The organism is Acinetobacter sp. S4400-12 (assembly GCF_024129495.1).
Classification (GTDB): Bacteria; Pseudomonadota; Gammaproteobacteria; order Pseudomonadales; family Moraxellaceae; genus Acinetobacter; species Acinetobacter lwoffii_C.
The window spans coordinates 1-17,362 of sequence record NZ_JAMXYB010000001.1; the positions used below are offsets into that span (position 1 = coordinate 1).

Sequence of the window (17,362 nt, forward strand, 5' to 3'; positions counted from 1 at the left end):
TCTGTGATTTATCACAGTTTCTAGACCTGACGAAGGCTAGAAAAATCATTAACAGCATATATTTGAGTTGAAATAATTTGTTCATACTCATAGATAGAACGGAAGTTAACAGTAATTTATTACCTGTTAATGACTGTACTTGAAATGAGAACTAGCGAAATTAACTGAATCAAGCGTTTTGGTATATGAATCTAATTGAAGCTGTACAGTGCTTAAGTGCACAAACGCCAACTGTGTGATTGACTGAGAAATTGGTTAATCATGTTGCTCATCCTACTTGTAGGGATGGACGACTGTTTGGGGTTGTATAGTCAAGTAATTAAGTGCATGTGGTGGATGCCTTGGCAGTCAGAGGCGATGAAAGACGTGATAGCCTGCGAAAAGCTCCGGGGAGGCGGCAAATATCCTGTGATCCGGAGATGTCTGAATGGGGAAACCCACTTACCATAAGGTAGGTATCAATAACTGAATACATAGGTTATTGAAGCGAACGCGGGGAAGTGAAACATCTCAGTACCCGTAGGAAAAGAAATCAATTGAGATTCCCTCAGTAGCGGCGAGCGAAAGGGGAAGAGCCCATTAAGTTATCTAAGTTTTAGTGGAATGCTCTGGGAAGTGCAACCATAGTGGGTGATAGTCCTGTACACGAAAGGGCTTAGATAATGATGTCGAGTAGGGCGAGGCACGTGAAACCTTGTCTGAATATGGGGGGACCATCCTCCAAGGCTAAATACTCCTGACTGACCGATAGTGAACCAGTACCGTGAGGGAAAGGCGAAAAGAACCCCTGTGAGGGGAGTGAAATAGATCCTGAAACCGCATGCATACAAGCAGTGGGAGCCGACTTGTTCGGTGACTGCGTACCTTTTGTATAATGGGTCAGCGACTTATATTCAGTAGCAAGGTTAACCGAATAGGGGAGCCGTAGAGAAATCGAGTCTTAATAGGGCGTTTTAGTTGCTGGGTATAGACCCGAAACCGGGTGATCTATCCATGAGCAGGTTGAAGGTTGGGTAACACTAACTGGAGGACCGAACCCACCGTCGTTGAAAAGCCGGGGGATGACTTGTGGATAGGGGTGAAAGGCTAATCAAACTCGGTGATAGCTGGTTCTCCCCGAAAGCTATTTAGGTAGCGCCTCGGACGAATACCATTGGGGGTAGAGCACTGTTTCGGCTAGGGGGTCATCCCGACTTACCAAACCGATGCAAACTCCGAATACCAATGAGTACTATCCGGGAGACAGACTGCGGGTGCTAACGTCCGTAGTCAAGAGGAAAACAATCCAGACCGCCAGCTAAGGTCCCTAAATCTATATTAAGTGGGAAACGATGTGGGAAGGCATAGACAGCTAGGAGGTTGGCTTAGAAGCAGCCACCCTTTAAAGAAAGCGTAATAGCTCACTAGTCGAGTCGGCCTGCGCGGAAGATGTAACGGGGCTAAAATATAGTACCGAAGCTGCGGATTTACGCTTATGCGTAAGTGGTAGGGGAGCGTTCTGTAAGCCGATGAAGGTGGATTGAGAAGTCTGCTGGAGGTATCAGAAGTGCGAATGCTGACGTGAGTAACGATAAAACGGGTGAAAAACCCGTTCGCTGAAAGACCAAGGGTTCCAGTCCAACGTTAATCGGGGCTGGGTGAGTCGACCCCTAAGGCGAGGCCGAGAGGCGTAGTCGATGGGAAATTGGTTAATATTCCAATACTTCTGTGTAATGCGATGAGAGGACGGAGTAAGTTAAGTCAGCCTGGCGTTGGTTGTCCAGGTGAAAGGTTGTAGGCATGCATCTTAGGCAAATCCGGGGTGCTCTATGCTGAGAACTGATAGCAAGCCAGTTTACTGGTGAAGTGGCTGATACTATGCTTCCAGGAAAAGTCTCTAAGCTTCAGTTACACAGGAATCGTACCCGAAACCGACACAGGTGGTCAGGTCGAGTAGACCAAAGCGCTTGAGAGAACTCTGCTGAAGGAACTAGGCAAAATGGTACCGTAACTTCGGGAGAAGGTACGCTGCCGGTGGTGATAGGACTTGCTCCTTGAGCTGCTGGCAGCCTCAGAAACCAGGCCGCTGCAACTGTTTATTAAAAACATAGCACTCTGCAAACACGAAAGTGGACGTATAGGGTGTGATGCCTGCCCGGTGCTGGAAGGTTAATTGATGGGGTTAGCGTAAGCGAAGCTCTTGATCGAAGCCCCAGTAAACGGCGGCCGTAACTATAACGGTCCTAAGGTAGCGAAATTCCTTGTCGGGTAAGTTCCGACCTGCACGAATGGCATAATGATGGCGGCGCTGTCTCCAGCAGAGGCTCAGTGAAATCGAATTCGCCGTGAAGATGCGGTGTACCCGCGGCTAGACGGAAAGACCCCGTGAACCTTTACTGCAGCTTGACATTGAACTTTGATCTTACCTGTGTAGGATAGGTGGGAGGCTTTGAAGTGGCGACGCCAGTTGCCATGGAGCCATCCTTGAAATACCACCCTGGTAATATTGAGGTTCTAACTCTGTCCCGTGATCCGGGACGAGGACCATGTCTGGTGGGTAGTTTGACTGGGGCGGTCTCCTCCTAAAGAGTAACGGAGGAGTACGAAGGTGCGCTCAGCGTGGTCGGAAATCACGCGTAGAGTATAAAGGCAAAAGCGCGCTTAACTGCGAGACCAACAAGTCGAGCAGGTACGAAAGTAGGTCTTAGTGATCCGGTGGTTCTGTATGGAAGGGCCATCGCTCAACGGATAAAAGGTACTCTGGGGATAACAGGCTGATACCGCCCAAGAGTTCATATCGACGGCGGTGTTTGGCACCTCGATGTCGGCTCATCTCATCCTGGGGCTGAAGCAGGTCCCAAGGGTATGGCTGTTCGCCATTTAAAGAGGTACGCGAGCTGGGTTTAGAACGTCGTGAGACAGTTCGGTCCCTATCTACCGTGGGCGTTGGAAATTTGAGAGGATCTGCTCCTAGTACGAGAGGACCAGAGTGGACGAACCTCTGGTGTACCGGTTGTCACGCCAGTGGCATCGCCGGGTAGCTATGTTCGGAAGGGATAACCGCTGAAAGCATCTAAGCGGGAAGCCTACCTCAAGATAAGATTTCCCCGAGACTTTATGTCTCCTAAAGAGCCGTTGAAGACTACGACGTTGATAGGCTGGATGTGGAAGTGTAGCGATACATGAAGCTGACCAGTACTAATTGCTCGTGAGGCTTGACTATACAACACCCAAACAGTTGTTGTATAAAGCGCAATTGATTCGATATTCAGCAAAACAGCTTGATTCAGAAGCTCGTTAGTACGACAATATTCAACTCAGATATCCCTGTTAATGTATTCTATTTGGTACCAAGTAAGGCAAACACTGCAAAGCAGTCAGATAAGACCCGAACAAGTCCATAAACAGTTGTGCTGGCGACCATAGCAAGAGTGAACCACCTGATCCCTTCCTGAACTCAGAAGTGAAACCTCTTTGCGCTGATGGTAGTGTGGGGTTACCCATGTGAGAGTAAGTCATCGCCAGCTCATTATTCAAAAATCCCCCTGCTAAAAAGCAGGGGGATTTCTTTTTTATAAAATGAAAAAAATAAGAAGGAAAATATCAACAATCTTCATCGTCATGATTACAGCGAGGATGACGTATACTAGACTCATCGACGGAGCGGATATGTCCCTAAATTCATCTTCAAGCCATATCGAATACGGCTCAACTACCTTTAAAGCTGTCTTATTTTCTTTATTTCTGGCTGGTTTTGCTATATTTTCATCCTTATATGCGATCCAGCCGATGATGCCGATACTGGCAGACTATTTTCAGGCTTCTCCTGCGCAGAGCAGTTTTCCCCTGTCATTTTCAACCATTGCACTGGCCATCGGTCTATTATTCACTGGCTTCATCTCAGACCGTTTTGGCCGTAAACCAGTAATGGTCTGGTCGTTATTTTCTGTTTCACTATTACTGCTACTTAGTGCTGTGTTACCGATCTGGCCGGTATTTTTAAGTACACGTATCATGATTGGACTAGCAGTCAGTGGTGTTGCAGCAGTGGCAATGACCTATATTGGTGAAGAAATTGCTGAAAAAGATATTGGCTTTGCCATGGGCCTTTATATTTCTGGAACTGCAATTGGCGGAATGAGTGGTCGCATGATTGCCGGAGTACTGGTAGATTTTATTTCATGGCAGTCGGCCATTCTGATCATTGGTGTGCTTAATCTGCTGATTGCTTTTATTTTCCTTGGTCTGTTGCCGAATTCCCGCCACTTCAAAGCGTATCCGATACAGTTGCGCCGGTTTAAAACGGCTTTTCAGTATAGCTGGCGTGATCCGAAACTCAGTATCTTGTTTCTACAGGGTTTTATTTTGATGGGCTGCTTTGTTTCCATCTTTAATTATCTCAGCTATCGTTTGCTAGAAAGCCCATTTCACCTGTCTCAAGCCTGGATTGGATTGATATCCATCACTTATCTGACCGGTATTTACAGTTCACCGAAGGCATCTTCTTGGAGTCGGAAATTTGGTCGTTTACAGGTTTTGCTGGGAATGATAATAGTGATGTTGCTCGGCCTGGTGCTAATGCTATGGAATAGCGTGATGGCAGTATTTATGGGGCTGCTGATTTTTACTTTTGCATTTTTTGCTGCACATTCAACAGCCAGTAGCTGGGTCTCGGTTCTCTCCCTGCAATATCGTGCCGTAGGCTCATCTTTATATCTGTTTTGTTATTATCTGGGTTCAAGTTTTTTGGGCAGCTCTAGTGGATGGGTGTGGGAGCAGTTTGGCTGGAATGGTTTGAGTATTTTTGTTGGCTTATTTTTGTTGCTCGGACTAGGACTGACTCTTCGTTTAAAAGAATTTTCAACCAAGTAGCCGATTTAAGCTCATCGCGATGACCTATTCCTGCAAATATAATAGGATCGCCTTTTGTATAAATTATAATCAAGCAACCCGAAATGAATTCATGCTAAAATAGTCGGCTTTCATCTTTGATCTATTTTCTGATCTTCCATCTGCCAGCCGAGAATTGCTAGCCATGTCTACTGCTTATACCGCTCAGACCGCGCCTAAAGCGTTGTTTGATTACGACAAATATTGGGCGTCATGTTTTGAACCCGCGCCTTTTTTGCCGATGTCACGCGAGGAAATGGACCAACTCGGTTGGGACAGTTGTGACTTTATTTTTGTCTGCGGTGATGCGTATATTGATCATCCGTCATTTGTGACCGGGATTATTGGACGGGTACTGGAAGCACAAGGTTTTCGCGTGGGGATTATTGCCCAGCCGGATTGGACCAATGTAGAAGCCTTCCGTGTACTGGGCAAGCCAAATATTGCCTGGGGGGTGTCTGCCGGTAATATGGACTCGATGATCAACCGTTATACGGCGGATCGTAAAATCCGTTCGGATGATGCCTATTCTCCAGATAACCAGCCGAATAAACGCCCGGACCGTGCTGCAACCGTCTATTGTCAGCGTTGTCGTGAAGCTTTCCCAGATGTGCCAGTATTGTTAGGTGGGATTGAAGGTTCGCTGCGTCGTATCGCGCATTACGATTACTGGTCAGATAAAGTCCGTCGTTCAATTTTGATGGACTCTAAAGCAGACTTACTGATGTATGGTAACGGTGAACGTTCGATTATTGAGATCATGCATCGTCTGGCCAAAGGTGAAAAAATTCATCAGATTACGGATGTTCGTGGTACTGCATTTATTATCAATAAACATAACCGTGCGGCAAAAGCCCAATTTGTAGAAATCGCATCGAATGATGTCGATACCATTGGTCGTGTCGACCCGATCATCAACCCATATGTGATGAGCGAAGATATTGATGGCTGTGAAATTGAAAAAGAAAAAGGCAACAGCTTAACTCAATATCAGAATTTCCAGAAAGAAGTGGTAGCCAACCCGATTGTGCGTGAAGGGGATCAGCTTGATCCAGATACGCAAATTGTGCAGCTACAACCGGCATCTAAAGCGATTAAACACAAATTACCGCCACGTGAATTAGCAGTGATTCGTTTGCCTTCTTTTGAAGAAGTGGCCAATGACCCGGTGCTGTATGCACATGCCAACCGTATTCTGCATTTGGAAACCAATCCAGGGAACGCGCGTGCGCTGGTACAAAAACATGGCGAGCGTGATGTGTGGATCAATCCACCACCGATTCCACTGACCACCGAAGAGATGGATTATGTGTTTGACCTGCCTTATGCACGTCTGCCACATCCATGTTATGGAGAGGCACGCTTCCCGGCTTTTGATATGATCAAGTTTTCGGTCAATATCATGCGTGGCTGTTTTGGTGGCTGTACTTTCTGTTCAATTACCGAGCATGAAGGTCGTATTATTCAGAACCGTTCTGAAGAATCAATTTTGCGTGAAGTGGAGAAGATTCGTGATACGGCGCCGGGCTTTACTGGCATTATTTCGGACTTGGGTGGCCCAACCGCCAACATGTACCGTTTGGCCTGTAAAGATCCTGAGATTGAGAAGAATTGTCGTAAGCCGTCATGTGTATTCCCGGGCGTGTGTCAAAACCTGCATACTGACCATGCACCATTAACGCAGCTGTACCGTAAAGCACGTGCCTTGCCGGGCATTAAAAAGATTCTGATCGGTTCTGGTCTGCGTTATGACCTTGCGGTACTGAATCCGGAATATGTCAGAGAGCTGGTCACGCATCATGTCGGTGGGTATCTGAAGATTGCACCAGAGCATACCGAGAAAGGTCCATTATCCAAGATGATGAAACCGGGCATCGGCACCTATGACCGTTTTAAACAGATGTTTGAGCGCTTCAGTAAAGAAGCAGGTAAGGAGCAGTATCTGATTCCTTATTTCATCGCGGCGCATCCCGGTACAACCGATTATGACATGATGAACCTGGCAATTTGGTTGAAAAAGAACGGTTTCCGTGCTGATCAGGTACAGACCTTCTATCCATCACCGATGGCCACAGCCACCACGATGTATTACACCGGTAAAAACCCACTGGCAAAAGTGGCTCGTTATACCGAAGATATCGACGTGGTGAAAGGGGAAAAGCGTCGTCGCCTGCATAAAGCTTTCTTGCGTTATCATGATCCAAACAACTGGCCTTTACTGCGTGATGCACTGAAAGAAATGGGACGGGCCGACCTGATCGGGAATTCAAAACAGCATCTGATTCCAGCCTACCAGCCACAAAATGCGGAAGGACAATATCAGTCAGCACGCAAGAAAAACTCGACGGTTGCAGGGGATTCACAAAAACGGAGCAATTCGAATGGTCATCGCAACCAGAATTCTAACGCGCGTCCAAAGAAAGGCCAGCTATTGACCCAGCATACCGGCCTGCCACCACGTGAAACCGGTGATTCCAAAAAACCTTTCGGAACTGCAAAACCGAAAGCCAACCCTAAGTCAAAATCGCGTACTTAAACCATCTCTATAAAAAAGACACTTCGGTGTCTTTTTTTATTCAATAGGTCAATGATAGAGTTTTTGAGTACTTACTGTAAGAAAAGCGCTTTTATATATTGATCCGGGTGCTAGAAAAAATGCTATAGAAATAACACTTTGTCGGAATTGTCTGACAATGGGATGAATGAGTATTGTACAGTCGGGTATAAGTGCTTTAAAGTTCACAATCAGTGATTTACACCTGTCCGGACAGGAGGTCTGAGCAGTGGTGTACTGGATTATATTTCCCCTTGAATTTGATAACAGTTGTATGTTTATTGCATTCGTATGTGTTTAAGACTGCTCAACATAAAATCTGGGGTATATATTGAACAACAATAAAACAAGAAAGATTATAAAAATGCAGGGACAGAGTCATGACTACCTACCTTATGATTGGGAGTTTCTTGCTCTTGTGTGTCGTACTCGCGGCATGGAAGAGTGTAAGGGACAGACCTCAACCCCAAGATAGTGCTCTCAAACAGCGAGCTATCTTTAATTTAAACGAGCAATTGACCTTGACCCGGCTCAAAGAAGTTTTGCCGGAATATACGATATTGGCTCATGTATCTTATGATTCGCTTTTGACCACCAAATTTAACCGTACACGGCATAAATACCGTAATCTGATTGCAGATTTTGTGATTCTGGATCAGCAATATCAGGTGATGGCCGTAGTGGCTCTGGATGATCCATTGCTGCTCAAACGTCCGCAGAATTCGCATTTTCAGGATGCCTTGCTGAATATGGCCGGTTATCGGGTGATTCGCTATGAAGATGTGCCTGAATATTATCAGCTGCGGCATGACTTCCTGAAAGAGCAGGAGCAGGCTGAAAAAAATCCGAAATATACTGCCATCAATGATATAAAAAAATATCATCTCTATTCAGATTTGGAACGACGCAAGATAAAGGCCGTGGGTTAGCATGAATAGCGCCAGAAATAGAAAAAGCATGCAGGGTGCATGCTTTTTTGAGGCCATCCAGATTTAACTGTTCTATATTTTAGGGTTTAACAGCCACCACCGTCAGCTCCACCAACACTTGTGGATCATACAGCTTGGCTTCTACGCAGGTACGAGGCAAGGCCTGAATATCTGCAACCCAGGCATCCCAGACTTCATTAAAGGCTGCATAATCTTGTTCAATATCTTTAAGGTAAATAGTCACGGACATGATTTGGCTTTTATCAGTACCCGCCTCTGCCAGGAACTGGTCAATGAGATCTAGAGTCTGCTGGGTTTGACCTCGAATATCTAAACTCAGGTCTGTGGCCAATTGACCAGCCAGATGAACCAGATTGCCGGCAATGGCAATCTCAGAAAAGCGTTGGGAGACATGCAAACGTTGAACAGACATGAGTGAATCCTGTGTTTTGGGTATCAAGGCTGCTACCAGACGGGTGAGTAGACAACCTGCCGTTAGATAGATCGCTACATCATGCCATGAACCGTCTGCCCAAATCACTAAGGATGCGCAATAAATAGGATAAAACCGCCGCCAGTATTGTGGAAAAACGGGTCTTGAAACATGTGGGTGGTCAACAGTGCTGTAGGCAAGAAAATCCTAGCAGTCGGCTACAGACCAATGAAATTGGAGAGTGCTGCTTTACACGCAGGTTGTTCTTGAACAATAGAGGGGGAGGATTTATCGAGGCATTCCATACGCTATATCAGAGTTGCCCTGTAATCTTCGGATTTGATCGTCACGCTAATCACAGGACATTATGCTGAAAGTAAAGGTGATTTTCAGCATCTCGGCATATACATGGATAATGCATTGCGCAGATAGATTACTCTAAAAAAACAAAATGTGAAAATAAAGTTGCGGTATTTTTAAACCAGTGTCTAAAACTTGTACAAAACCGGCTTAAAGCAGGCTGAGTTGGCTCTCCATTTCATGGGCGGCAAGCTGATAGACACCGAGTCCGATCAGCCGGAACTGGAGCTGGGGATCAAGATGCATCTCTTGCAGCAATAAAGTTAAGGCCTGCTCCAGTTCTTGCGGACTACGCAGCAGCTGCCTGAAGCTCTTGCTGTGTTGCATGATCTGAAAGTTCTTCATTTTTAATTTAACAGTGACGCCACGAGCAGTGAGCCGCTTTTTGTCCAGACTATACCAGAGCTGGGCAATTAAGGGCTGCCAATAAGGCTGGCATTCGGATAAATACAGATCCTCATCAAAAGTTATTTCTTTGGAAATTTGTTGACGTTCCCGTTCTGCTTCTACCGGCCGCTCATCAATCCCTTGGGCATATAAAAACAGGCGTTGTCCATATTTACCAAAATGCTGAATTAGCACCGTCTCTTCAACCTGCTGCAAATCGCCCAGAGTATTCAGATGTAAGTTTTTCAGCTTTTCCTGAGTGACCTTGCCGACCCCCGGAATTTTCTTGAGTGGAAGATCCCAAATAAAACGTTGTACTTGTGAGGGTTTAATCACACAAATGCCATTGGGTTTGTGCCAGTCGGAGGCAATTTTGGCTAGAAACTTATTGGGCGCCACACCAGCAGACGCAGTCAGTCCTATGTTTTGAAAAATATCTGCCCGAATACGCATGGCAACTTCAGTTGCACTCGGTATCTGTTGCAGGTTTTCGGTCACATCCAGATAGGCTTCATCTAGAGAGAGGGGTTCAATAATTTTGCTGTAGGACTGTAAAATCTGATGAATTTCTGCAGATACCTGACGATATTTGGCAAAATCTGGCTCAATCACAATCGCCTGAGGACAAAGCTTACGGGCCTGAGTCATGGACATGGCAGAGCGCAGGCCAAACTCCCGGGCAGGATAGGAGGCAGCCACCACCACCGCCCGGGGATGATGTGCAGCGATTACTACAGGCAAGTGGTGTAATTCTGGACGTTCACGCAGCTCGACCGAGGCATAAAAAGCATCCATATCGATATGAATAATTTTGCGCATATCCAAGATCTTAAGTGGCTTTGTGCGGCTTGGAAAGAACAAGTATGGCTAAATAAGGTGCGGCTCCACTCAATAGGGCGCTCTGTGGCCATCCAAGCTTTTCCAGAATCTTAGGCCAGATGAATAATTTTCGGATGTATAACCGTGAGCAAGATTAAACTCTAAACCGGGCAGAGTAAAGCTATTGCTGGATGAAAGGTGCGGACTGCTTCTGAGGAGGAATACCATTTTGTTCTAAAAATTGATTCCATTCCCGTTTTGAACCATAAAAGACATTCAGGTCCATCGAGGTGTGAATACCGGGAATTTTACCTTGGCTACTATGCTGCCAGAAAGTCCAGTGGGGTTGATCCTTTAGGTCGGGCAAACCTTGATATTCGCGTACCCAGAGCGGAACCTCTGCAAAAGAGCCTGCCAGCACAAGATTATAAAATGACTTAGACACATAAAAGATTGGCTGCTTGCCATAATGGTTTTTTAACCTGTCATGCATGATCTGGATTTGGTTGAGCAGCTGCTCTTTGGAATAGTGCTGAATACACGTGCTGTCATATTCCAGATCAATCGCAGGTGGTAGTGCATCGCTTTTATAGGGCACTGTGTCGATAAAATTCTGTGCTTGAATTGCGCCATCCCGGCAGAGCCGGTAAAAATGATAAGCCCCCACCAAAAAGCCTTGTTCACGTGCTGTGAGCCAGTTGTGCTGAAACCGACTATCTTTAAAATCACCGCCTTCGGTCGATTTTAGATAGACAAATTGATACTTCTGTTTCGGAATCTGGTTCCAGTCAATTTCTTTTTGATGATGAGATACATCAAAACCATGAACCGGATAGTCCGCCGCATGCGCAGAGGGCTGTTTAAGGAAGAAAACATAGAGTCCCGTGCCTAGCACGCAAGTCAGCAGCAGCCCAGTTGCTATTACGGAGTGTTTTTTCCAGAACGCGGAAGGGGGAGCTGCTTTCATGCTGAATTATGCCCTGTCTGGAGCTGCCAATATTGAACTCATATTGTGCCCTAGACCAAGGTGTTTTTGGGGATATGCCAAAAAATATACGCGGCAATAATATTGATGGCACCCAGACAGATGAGAGACACATGGAAAGCACTGTCTAGCTGCTCGGGGCCAAAATAGGCACTCAGCATATTCACCAGTGTCCCTGCCAGTGCGACCCCGATACTCATCGACAGCATCATGATCATTGACAGGAAACTGTTACCGCTGCTTGCATCTTGCTGGCTTAAATCCTTTAAGGTCAGGGTGTTCATCGAGACAAATTGCAGAGAGTTCAGAATCCCAAAAATAAAGAAATGAATGGCCCTGAGCCAGATTGGGGTCTCTGCCGTCGTCAGGGCAAAGCTGGCAATACACAGACCCACCATCAGGGTATTGACCAGCAGAACCCGGCGATAACCCAAGCGCTGGATGATTTTGCGGATAATCGGTTTGGAGGCCAAAGACCCCAGTACCACCGGAATCATCAGCAAGCCTGTAATGAAGGGTTCAAAGCCAAAAGCCACCTGCAGCATTAGAGGCAGTAAAAAAGGAATTGCATTACCCCCTAGGCGGGCAAAGAAATTGCCCAGGATGCCAATTGAATAGATCCGGTTTTTAAACAGGTTGCTGCGAAACAGGGCATTTTGATGCGTATGCGAATGATAGGCATACATGAGGCTGCTCAGTAAACTGCCCCCGATCAGCCCCAAACTCCACCAGAGCGGATATTGCGGGCTAGCAAAATTCTCAATCCCCAGGCATAGGCCAATCATGGCGATGAGCAGTAAGAGAAAACCAAAAAAATCAAAAGGCTGTACTGCAGCTTCAGTTACATTGGGCATGGCTTTAAAGGTAATCAGCACCCCTATTAAACCAATAGGGAGGTTGATCAGAAAAATCCAGTGCCAGGAGAGATATTCAACCATCCAGCCGCCTAAGGTGGGGCCGATCAAGGGGCCAATGAGCCCGGCCAGACTCATTAGACTCATGGCTGATAAAAACTGGGTTCGCGGAATAATCTTCAGCATCGCCAGTCGTCCGACGGGAAGTAGTAGGGCACCACCGATGCCCTGAAACACTCGGTAGACCAGCAACTCGTTCAGGTTATCTGACCAGGCACAGCCCAGTGAGGCCAAAGAGAAGATAATAATCGCTATAAAATATGTATTTCTGACTCCAAAACGGTCAGCCAGCCAGCCACTCAGCGGGATACAGGCAGCAACGGACAGGACATAGGCCACCACCACACTGTGCATCCGTAGCGGATCTTCCTGCAGGTTGGCTGCAATGGCAGGCAACGCAGTATTGATAATGGTGGTGTCCAGACCCTGCATAAAAAAACCGATAGAGACCAGCAAGACCAAAAGTCTGAATTCGGGTTGCAGGGCTTGATGAGTCGGCGTGGCATTCATTCGATTGATTCTGGGCAATTAAGTCTAAATATGTAATTGAATTATAGTGTAAAGCAAAGTGCAGGGCGGTGGGAAAGTAGACAATATTTCTTACACGATGTGGTCACAAAACAATAAATAAACAGTGTGCGCAGCGGAATGACCGGTAGAGAGCTGATTGTTGATGTTTCCAATAAAGCTGAAGTATAAAATCGAGTGACAGTGGGCTGTATGCGGCATGGCCAGGTGTTTATGGAAAAGCCCTGTAAAACCGGAACGGATGAAGTTATTATACAGATGAGTCCTTATTGAACATCATAGCTATCTCAATCACCTTAAAATAAGAATTAAATTTCCAGTATAAATAGGCGCTAAAACAACCGGTTCTTTTTTACTGAAAGAATCAAATGCTTTCACTAAACTGTCATAAAGATGACATAGTATTGTCACAATTTTATGGTGGGTTAGCGATAGGTTCGTGAATGTCCACAGATGATATAGGCTTCTTTTTTTATGACTATTGAAATTTTAATGGTAATTGGCTTTTGTTTAGCTGCCTATTCAATTGTCGGGAATGACGTACCCCAAACCTTGGGTACTTTTATTTCGTCAAACTCCCACCGTCCCTGGTGGCTGCTGTGGATTTATATCAGCACTATTTTGGTCGTGGTATTGATCTACGGCTGGTATAGCTCTGGTGTCGGGGATGCCTCTTATGGGCGTCTGGAAACGATTCCTTTCCCTGAGGGTGGTATTACCTGGCTCTATGTCGTGCCGCCTCTGCTCCTGATTCTCCTGACCAAATATGGTATTCCGGTCAGTACCACATTCCTGGTCCTGACAATTTTCTCCCCAAGCAGTCTGGGTTCAATGCTGACCAAGTCCATGATGGGCTATGCGGTGGCTTTTTTTGCCGCAATCATCATCTACCGCTTTGTGGTGAACAAGCTGTCGGTTTATTTTAGTGAAACCCGTGATCAGCAGCATTCCCGTTTGTGGGTGGCCTTACAATGGCTGTCAACGGCATTCCTGTGGAGCCAGTGGCTGATTCAGGATCTGGCCAATATCTTTGTGTATGTACCGCGTCAGGTACCGTTTGAATTCCTGCTATTTGCCATTTCTGTCTTTGTTCTGCTGCTGGGTGTCATCCTGTATCAGCGTGGTGGCGCCATCCAGAATATTGTCGATACCAAAACCGGCGTGACCGATGTGCGTGCTGCCACCATCATTGACTTTATGTATGCGCTTATTCTGCTGGTGTTTAAAGAGTGGAGCAATATCCCAATGAGTACTACCTGGGTATTCCTGGGACTGCTGGCCGGTCGTGAATTTGCCATGTCGATGCTAATTAATGAAGTCAACAAGCACCGTACTTCCCGCAATGTGAGCAAAGATGCCATGAAACTGATGTTAGGTCTGGCAATCAGTATATTTCTGGCGACGACCTTGCCGTGGTTCTATAATCTGATTTCGGGTTAAGCGGTTTGAAAATTGTAAAAATATAGGCATCAAAAAGCGGGCATCAGGCCCGCTTTTTGATGCGGGAAGACTTAGCCAACAAAGCGTTTTGGCGTATCCAGATTCAGCAAGCTGTTATAAATCTGGTCAGCGTGTTCACACACAATCAGTTTGGCACGGTGTTGGGGTGGCAAGAAGCCTTCCTGTACTGCAAGATCAAGCTGGGCAATCAGCGGATCATAAAAACCATTCACGTTATACAACATCATCGGTTTCTGGTGCTGGTTGAGCTGGCCCCAGGTGGCAATTTCCAGAATTTCTTCAAACGTGCCCAGACCGCCGGGTAAGGCCACAAAAGCACAAGCACGTTCTGCCATAAGGGCTTTGCGCTGGTGCATGCTGGTCACAATATGCAGTTCGGTCAGCTGATGATGGGCAATCTCATAATCCAGCATGAATTCGGGAATGACTCCCACTGCCTCTCCGCCATGCTGAATCATGGTGTCAGCCACTTGGCCCATTAGACCAATACTGGCACCGCCATATACCAGGCCAAAACCGTGTTCGGCCAGCCCTTGGGTGAGCTGAATGGCTTTTTCCTGATAAATAGGTTTATTTCCGGCACGAGAACCACAATAAAGGGCGACCAAAGGACGCGTTGTTTTGGGGGAGTTATCTTTAAAATAATCGGTCATTTCTTTTACACTTTGCATTTATTTTCTTCACCTTATCATTTTTTTCTCTGGCGGCTGCAACTTAATAAAAAAATATGACAATTCCATCAGTCGCTCGTTGATCTGGGCGTGATTCGCTCCGAATCTGTGTAGCTTGCATGAAAACTGATGAAATTCAGATTGATCTTGCTATACTGAAAATCTGTTTCACAACAATAGAACTTACATGGGTAGTCGAAGTTGGCGCTTTAAGCAGATTCATCGCCATAACACAACACAGAATAATCAAGCTGAACCGCAGTCTGGCATCAGCACACAGGGACTCACTGATCTTCAGGAGGTTCACCCATGATTTTTGAATGGATGTCAGACCCGTCTGCGTGGGTAGGCTTGCTCACCCTGGTTGTTCTTGAGATTGTTCTCGGGATTGATAACCTCGTTTTTATTGCCATTCTGGCGGAAAAATTGCCGCCAGAGCAACGAAATACCGCCCGCATCGTCGGCTTGATGCTGGCCTTGTTAATGCGTCTGGTGCTGCTGGCTTCAATTGCCTGGGTGGTGACTTTAACCGAACCGCTGTTCCATATTCTGGAACATCCATTTTCAGGGCGTGACCTGATCTTGCTATTTGGTGGGGTGTTCCTGCTGTTTAAAGGCACCATGGAGTTACATGAGCGGATTGAATCCAAACCGCATGTGAAAGAAGAAAATCCGGTACATGCAGTCTTCTGGATGGTCATCGTACAGATTGTGGTGCTGGATGCCGTGTTCTCACTCGACAGTGTCATTACCGCAGTCGGCATGGTTGATCATCTGTCTATTATGATGATTGCAGTGATTATCGCGGTGGGCATTATGTTGTGGGCTTCCAAAGCCCTGATGGATTTCGTCAATAAACATCCAACCGTGGTCATTCTGTGTCTGGGTTTCCTGATGATGATCGGCTTTTCGCTGGTGGTCGAAGGTTTTGGTTTCCATATTCCAAAAGGCTATCTGTATGCGGCGATTGGCTTCTCGGTTATCGTGGAATTTGTCAACCAGACCATGCGACGTAACCAGGAAAAAATGGTGACAACGACTGACCTGCGTTATCGTACGGCTTCAGCCGTGATGCGGATGCTGGGCGGAAAACCGGCCAAAGATACAGACCATCCTGAGCCTGAAGATGTGCTGGCGACCCGTGCATTTGCCGATGAGGTGTTTGATAGCGAAAACAGCGTCTATCACAGCGTGATGGTGCAGGGCGTATTGGGATTATCCGAGCGTCCGGTCAAGTCGGTCATGACTCCACGTCCTGAACTGGAATGGATCGATCTGAATGAAAGCGAGGACAGCATCAAGAACCAGCTGCTGAACATGAGCCATTCGCGTCTGATCGTGGCACATGGCGAGCTGGACAATATCGCTGGTGTGGTGCTGACCCATAAAGTCTTGAATGAATATATTGAAACTGGCCTGCTTGACTTTAAAAAGCATCTGCGAGAGCCAGTCATCGTGCATGAAAATGTGCAGGTTTTAATGGTAATGGATCAACTGCGTCAGGCACCCTTACAAATGGCACTGGTCCTGAATGAGTATGGTTCTATTGAAGGGATCGCCACGCCAATTGATGTGCTGGAAGCAATTGCTGGTGAATTCCCGGATGAAGATGCACTGGAAGCCTCGGCAGAAAGTCTGGAAGATGGCAGCCTGTTACTTGAAGGTTCAATTGATATTCGTCATGTTTCGCTGCTTCTGGACCGTGACCTGGTGAATGAGCTGGAAGAATATTCGACTTTATCTGGTTATATCCTGTTCCATATGGGGCGTTTGCCAGAAAATGGCGAGAAATTTACAGCCGATGGTCATATCTTTGAGGTGGTGACCATGGATGGCCATAAAATCGAGAAGGTGCATATTATTCCTCAGGTACCAAGTTCAGATTAAATGGCTTCGGCAGCAAATCTGGAATTGAAACTTTGATAAAATAGCTCGCTTCAACGGGCTATTTTTTATGAGAAATGAACATGTCAGGATGTCCTTGCGGATTGGGTGAATATGAAAGCTGTTGTGAGCCGTTGCATAAAGGACAGCAAGCGGCTATCACGGCAGAACAGCTGATGCGTTCCCGCTATAGTGCTTTTGCCAGACAGCAGATTGACTATATTCAGTCTACGACTGCTTTAGGGCAACAGCAGGCTTTGGATATTCCCGCCATTCATGACTGGAGTGTCTCGAATCAGTGGCTACAGCTGGACATTGTACAGGCCAATGAAAAACTGGATAAAAGCCATGCGCTGGTCGAATTTAAGGCCCATTTCCATGATGGCAAACAGGTCCAGGTTCATCATGAAGTTTCACATTTTGTTAAACAGGCGGGACGCTGGTATTTTCTAGATCCGACGTTAGAGCAGAGGCTGACCATGAAGCAGCCCTGTATTTGTGGTTCAGGGAAAAAACTTAAACAATGTTGTGAGCAATTTCTATAACTTTTCGAGTGATTTAGCTTAGA

The 17,362-nt window shown here is 46.3% G+C and carries 11 protein-coding genes and 2 rRNA genes; 8 read left to right on the forward strand and 5 right to left on the reverse strand.

Translation table 11 applies throughout. The features are described from left to right. Window positions 1-309: 309 nt before the first annotated feature. The 5 genes from NI461_RS00005 to NI461_RS00025 all read left to right on the forward strand — a co-directional run bounded on the left by NI461_RS00005 (window position 310) and on the right by NI461_RS00025 (window position 8,352). Window positions 310-3,202: ribosomal RNA gene (locus NI461_RS00005) — 23S ribosomal RNA — on the forward strand. A 189-nt stretch (window positions 3,203-3,391) separates the two neighbouring features. Continuing rightward, window positions 3,392-3,506, forward strand: a 5S ribosomal RNA gene (rrf, locus tag NI461_RS00010). A 142-nt stretch (window positions 3,507-3,648) separates the two neighbouring features. Continuing rightward, a complete protein-coding gene (locus tag NI461_RS00015) occupies window positions 3,649-4,851 on the forward strand; it encodes an MFS transporter (protein WP_253156036.1) in 1,203 nt (400 codons plus the stop codon). A 163-nt stretch (window positions 4,852-5,014) separates the two neighbouring features. Then, the gene (locus NI461_RS00020) at window positions 5,015-7,405 is read left to right on the forward strand and encodes a YgiQ family radical SAM protein (protein ID WP_151206607.1); all 2,391 of its coding nucleotides are present in this window, start codon (window positions 5,015-5,017) and stop codon (window positions 7,403-7,405) included. A 398-nt stretch (window positions 7,406-7,803) separates the two neighbouring features. Then, window positions 7,804-8,352 (forward strand): DUF2726 domain-containing protein, encoded by a 549-nt coding sequence (locus NI461_RS00025; RefSeq protein WP_151205042.1) that lies wholly within the window; start codon window positions 7,804-7,806, stop codon window positions 8,350-8,352. Between the two features lie 79 nt (window positions 8,353-8,431). On the opposite strand, the gene NI461_RS00030 is transcribed toward NI461_RS00025, so the two are convergent. The 4 genes from NI461_RS00030 to mdtD form a co-directional block, all read right to left on the reverse strand. Continuing rightward, the gene (locus tag NI461_RS00030) at window positions 8,432-8,785 is read right to left on the reverse strand and encodes a RidA family protein (RefSeq protein WP_151205040.1); all 354 of its coding nucleotides are present in this window, start codon (window positions 8,783-8,785) and stop codon (window positions 8,432-8,434) included. Window positions 8,786-9,295: 510 nt separating this feature from the next. Continuing rightward, window positions 9,296-10,351: a DNA polymerase IV gene (gene dinB / locus NI461_RS00035; protein WP_151206608.1), complete on the reverse strand. Its 1,056-nt coding sequence runs from the start codon at window positions 10,349-10,351 to the stop codon at window positions 9,296-9,298. Window positions 10,352-10,532: 181 nt separating this feature from the next. Beyond that, window positions 10,533-11,318, reverse strand: a complete 786-nt coding sequence (locus NI461_RS00040; protein ID WP_253156038.1) for a glycoside hydrolase family 25 protein — start codon at window positions 11,316-11,318, stop codon at window positions 10,533-10,535. Window positions 11,319-11,368: 50 nt separating this feature from the next. Further along, the gene (gene mdtD, locus NI461_RS00045) at window positions 11,369-12,760 is read right to left on the reverse strand and encodes a multidrug transporter subunit MdtD (RefSeq protein ID WP_151206609.1); all 1,392 of its coding nucleotides are present in this window, start codon (window positions 12,758-12,760) and stop codon (window positions 11,369-11,371) included. A 492-nt stretch (window positions 12,761-13,252) separates the two neighbouring features. Between mdtD and NI461_RS00050 the strand changes: the two genes are divergently transcribed. Further along, window positions 13,253-14,218 (forward strand): hypothetical protein, encoded by a 966-nt coding sequence (locus NI461_RS00050; protein ID WP_151205036.1) that lies wholly within the window; start codon window positions 13,253-13,255, stop codon window positions 14,216-14,218. A gap of 71 nt (window positions 14,219-14,289) precedes the next feature. Here NI461_RS00050 and NI461_RS00055 read toward each other — a convergent pair whose 3' ends face one another. Beyond that, a complete protein-coding gene (locus tag NI461_RS00055; RefSeq protein ID WP_151205035.1) occupies window positions 14,290-14,910 on the reverse strand; it encodes a TIGR00730 family Rossman fold protein in 621 nt (206 codons plus the stop codon). A 309-nt stretch (window positions 14,911-15,219) separates the two neighbouring features. Here NI461_RS00055 and NI461_RS00060 point away from each other — a divergent pair, with 309 nt between their 5' ends. Both NI461_RS00060 and NI461_RS00065 read left to right on the forward strand, forming a co-directional pair. Then, window positions 15,220-16,797 carry a TerC family protein gene (locus NI461_RS00060; RefSeq protein ID WP_151206610.1) on the forward strand — a complete coding sequence of 526 codons (1,578 nt, stop codon included), beginning with the start codon at window positions 15,220-15,222 and terminating at the stop codon, window positions 16,795-16,797. A 74-nt stretch (window positions 16,798-16,871) separates the two neighbouring features. Next, on the forward strand, window positions 16,872-17,339 hold the full coding sequence (locus tag NI461_RS00065; RefSeq protein ID WP_151206611.1) for a YchJ family protein: 468 nt from the start codon (window positions 16,872-16,874) through the stop codon (window positions 17,337-17,339). Window positions 17,340-17,362: the final 23 nt, after the last annotated feature.

Bases quoted from the DNA above. Each gene is read 5' to 3' on its own strand.
- NI461_RS00060 (WP_151206610.1), top strand. From the start codon at position 15,220: ATGATTTTTGAATGGATGTCAGACCCGTCTGCGTGGGTAGGCTTGCTC.
- NI461_RS00030 (WP_151205040.1), bottom strand. From the start codon at position 8,785: ATGTCTGTTCAACGTTTGCATGTCTCCCAACGCTTTTCTGAGATTGCC.
- NI461_RS00040 (WP_253156038.1), bottom strand. From the start codon at position 11,318: ATGAAAGCAGCTCCCCCTTCCGCGTTCTGGAAAAAACACTCCGTAATA.
- NI461_RS00055 (WP_151205035.1), bottom strand. From the start codon at position 14,910: ATGCAAAGTGTAAAAGAAATGACCGATTATTTTAAAGATAACTCCCCC.
- dinB (WP_151206608.1), bottom strand. From the start codon at position 10,351: ATGCGCAAAATTATTCATATCGATATGGATGCTTTTTATGCCTCGGTC.
- NI461_RS00065 (WP_151206611.1), top strand. From the start codon at position 16,872: ATGAACATGTCAGGATGTCCTTGCGGATTGGGTGAATATGAAAGCTGT.
- NI461_RS00025 (WP_151205042.1), top strand. From the start codon at position 7,804: ATGACTACCTACCTTATGATTGGGAGTTTCTTGCTCTTGTGTGTCGTA.
- mdtD (WP_151206609.1), bottom strand. From the start codon at position 12,760: ATGAATGCCACGCCGACTCATCAAGCCCTGCAACCCGAATTCAGACTT.
- NI461_RS00050 (WP_151205036.1), top strand. From the start codon at position 13,253: ATGACTATTGAAATTTTAATGGTAATTGGCTTTTGTTTAGCTGCCTAT.
- NI461_RS00015 (WP_253156036.1), top strand. From the start codon at position 3,649: ATGTCCCTAAATTCATCTTCAAGCCATATCGAATACGGCTCAACTACC.
- NI461_RS00020 (WP_151206607.1), top strand. From the start codon at position 5,015: ATGTCTACTGCTTATACCGCTCAGACCGCGCCTAAAGCGTTGTTTGAT.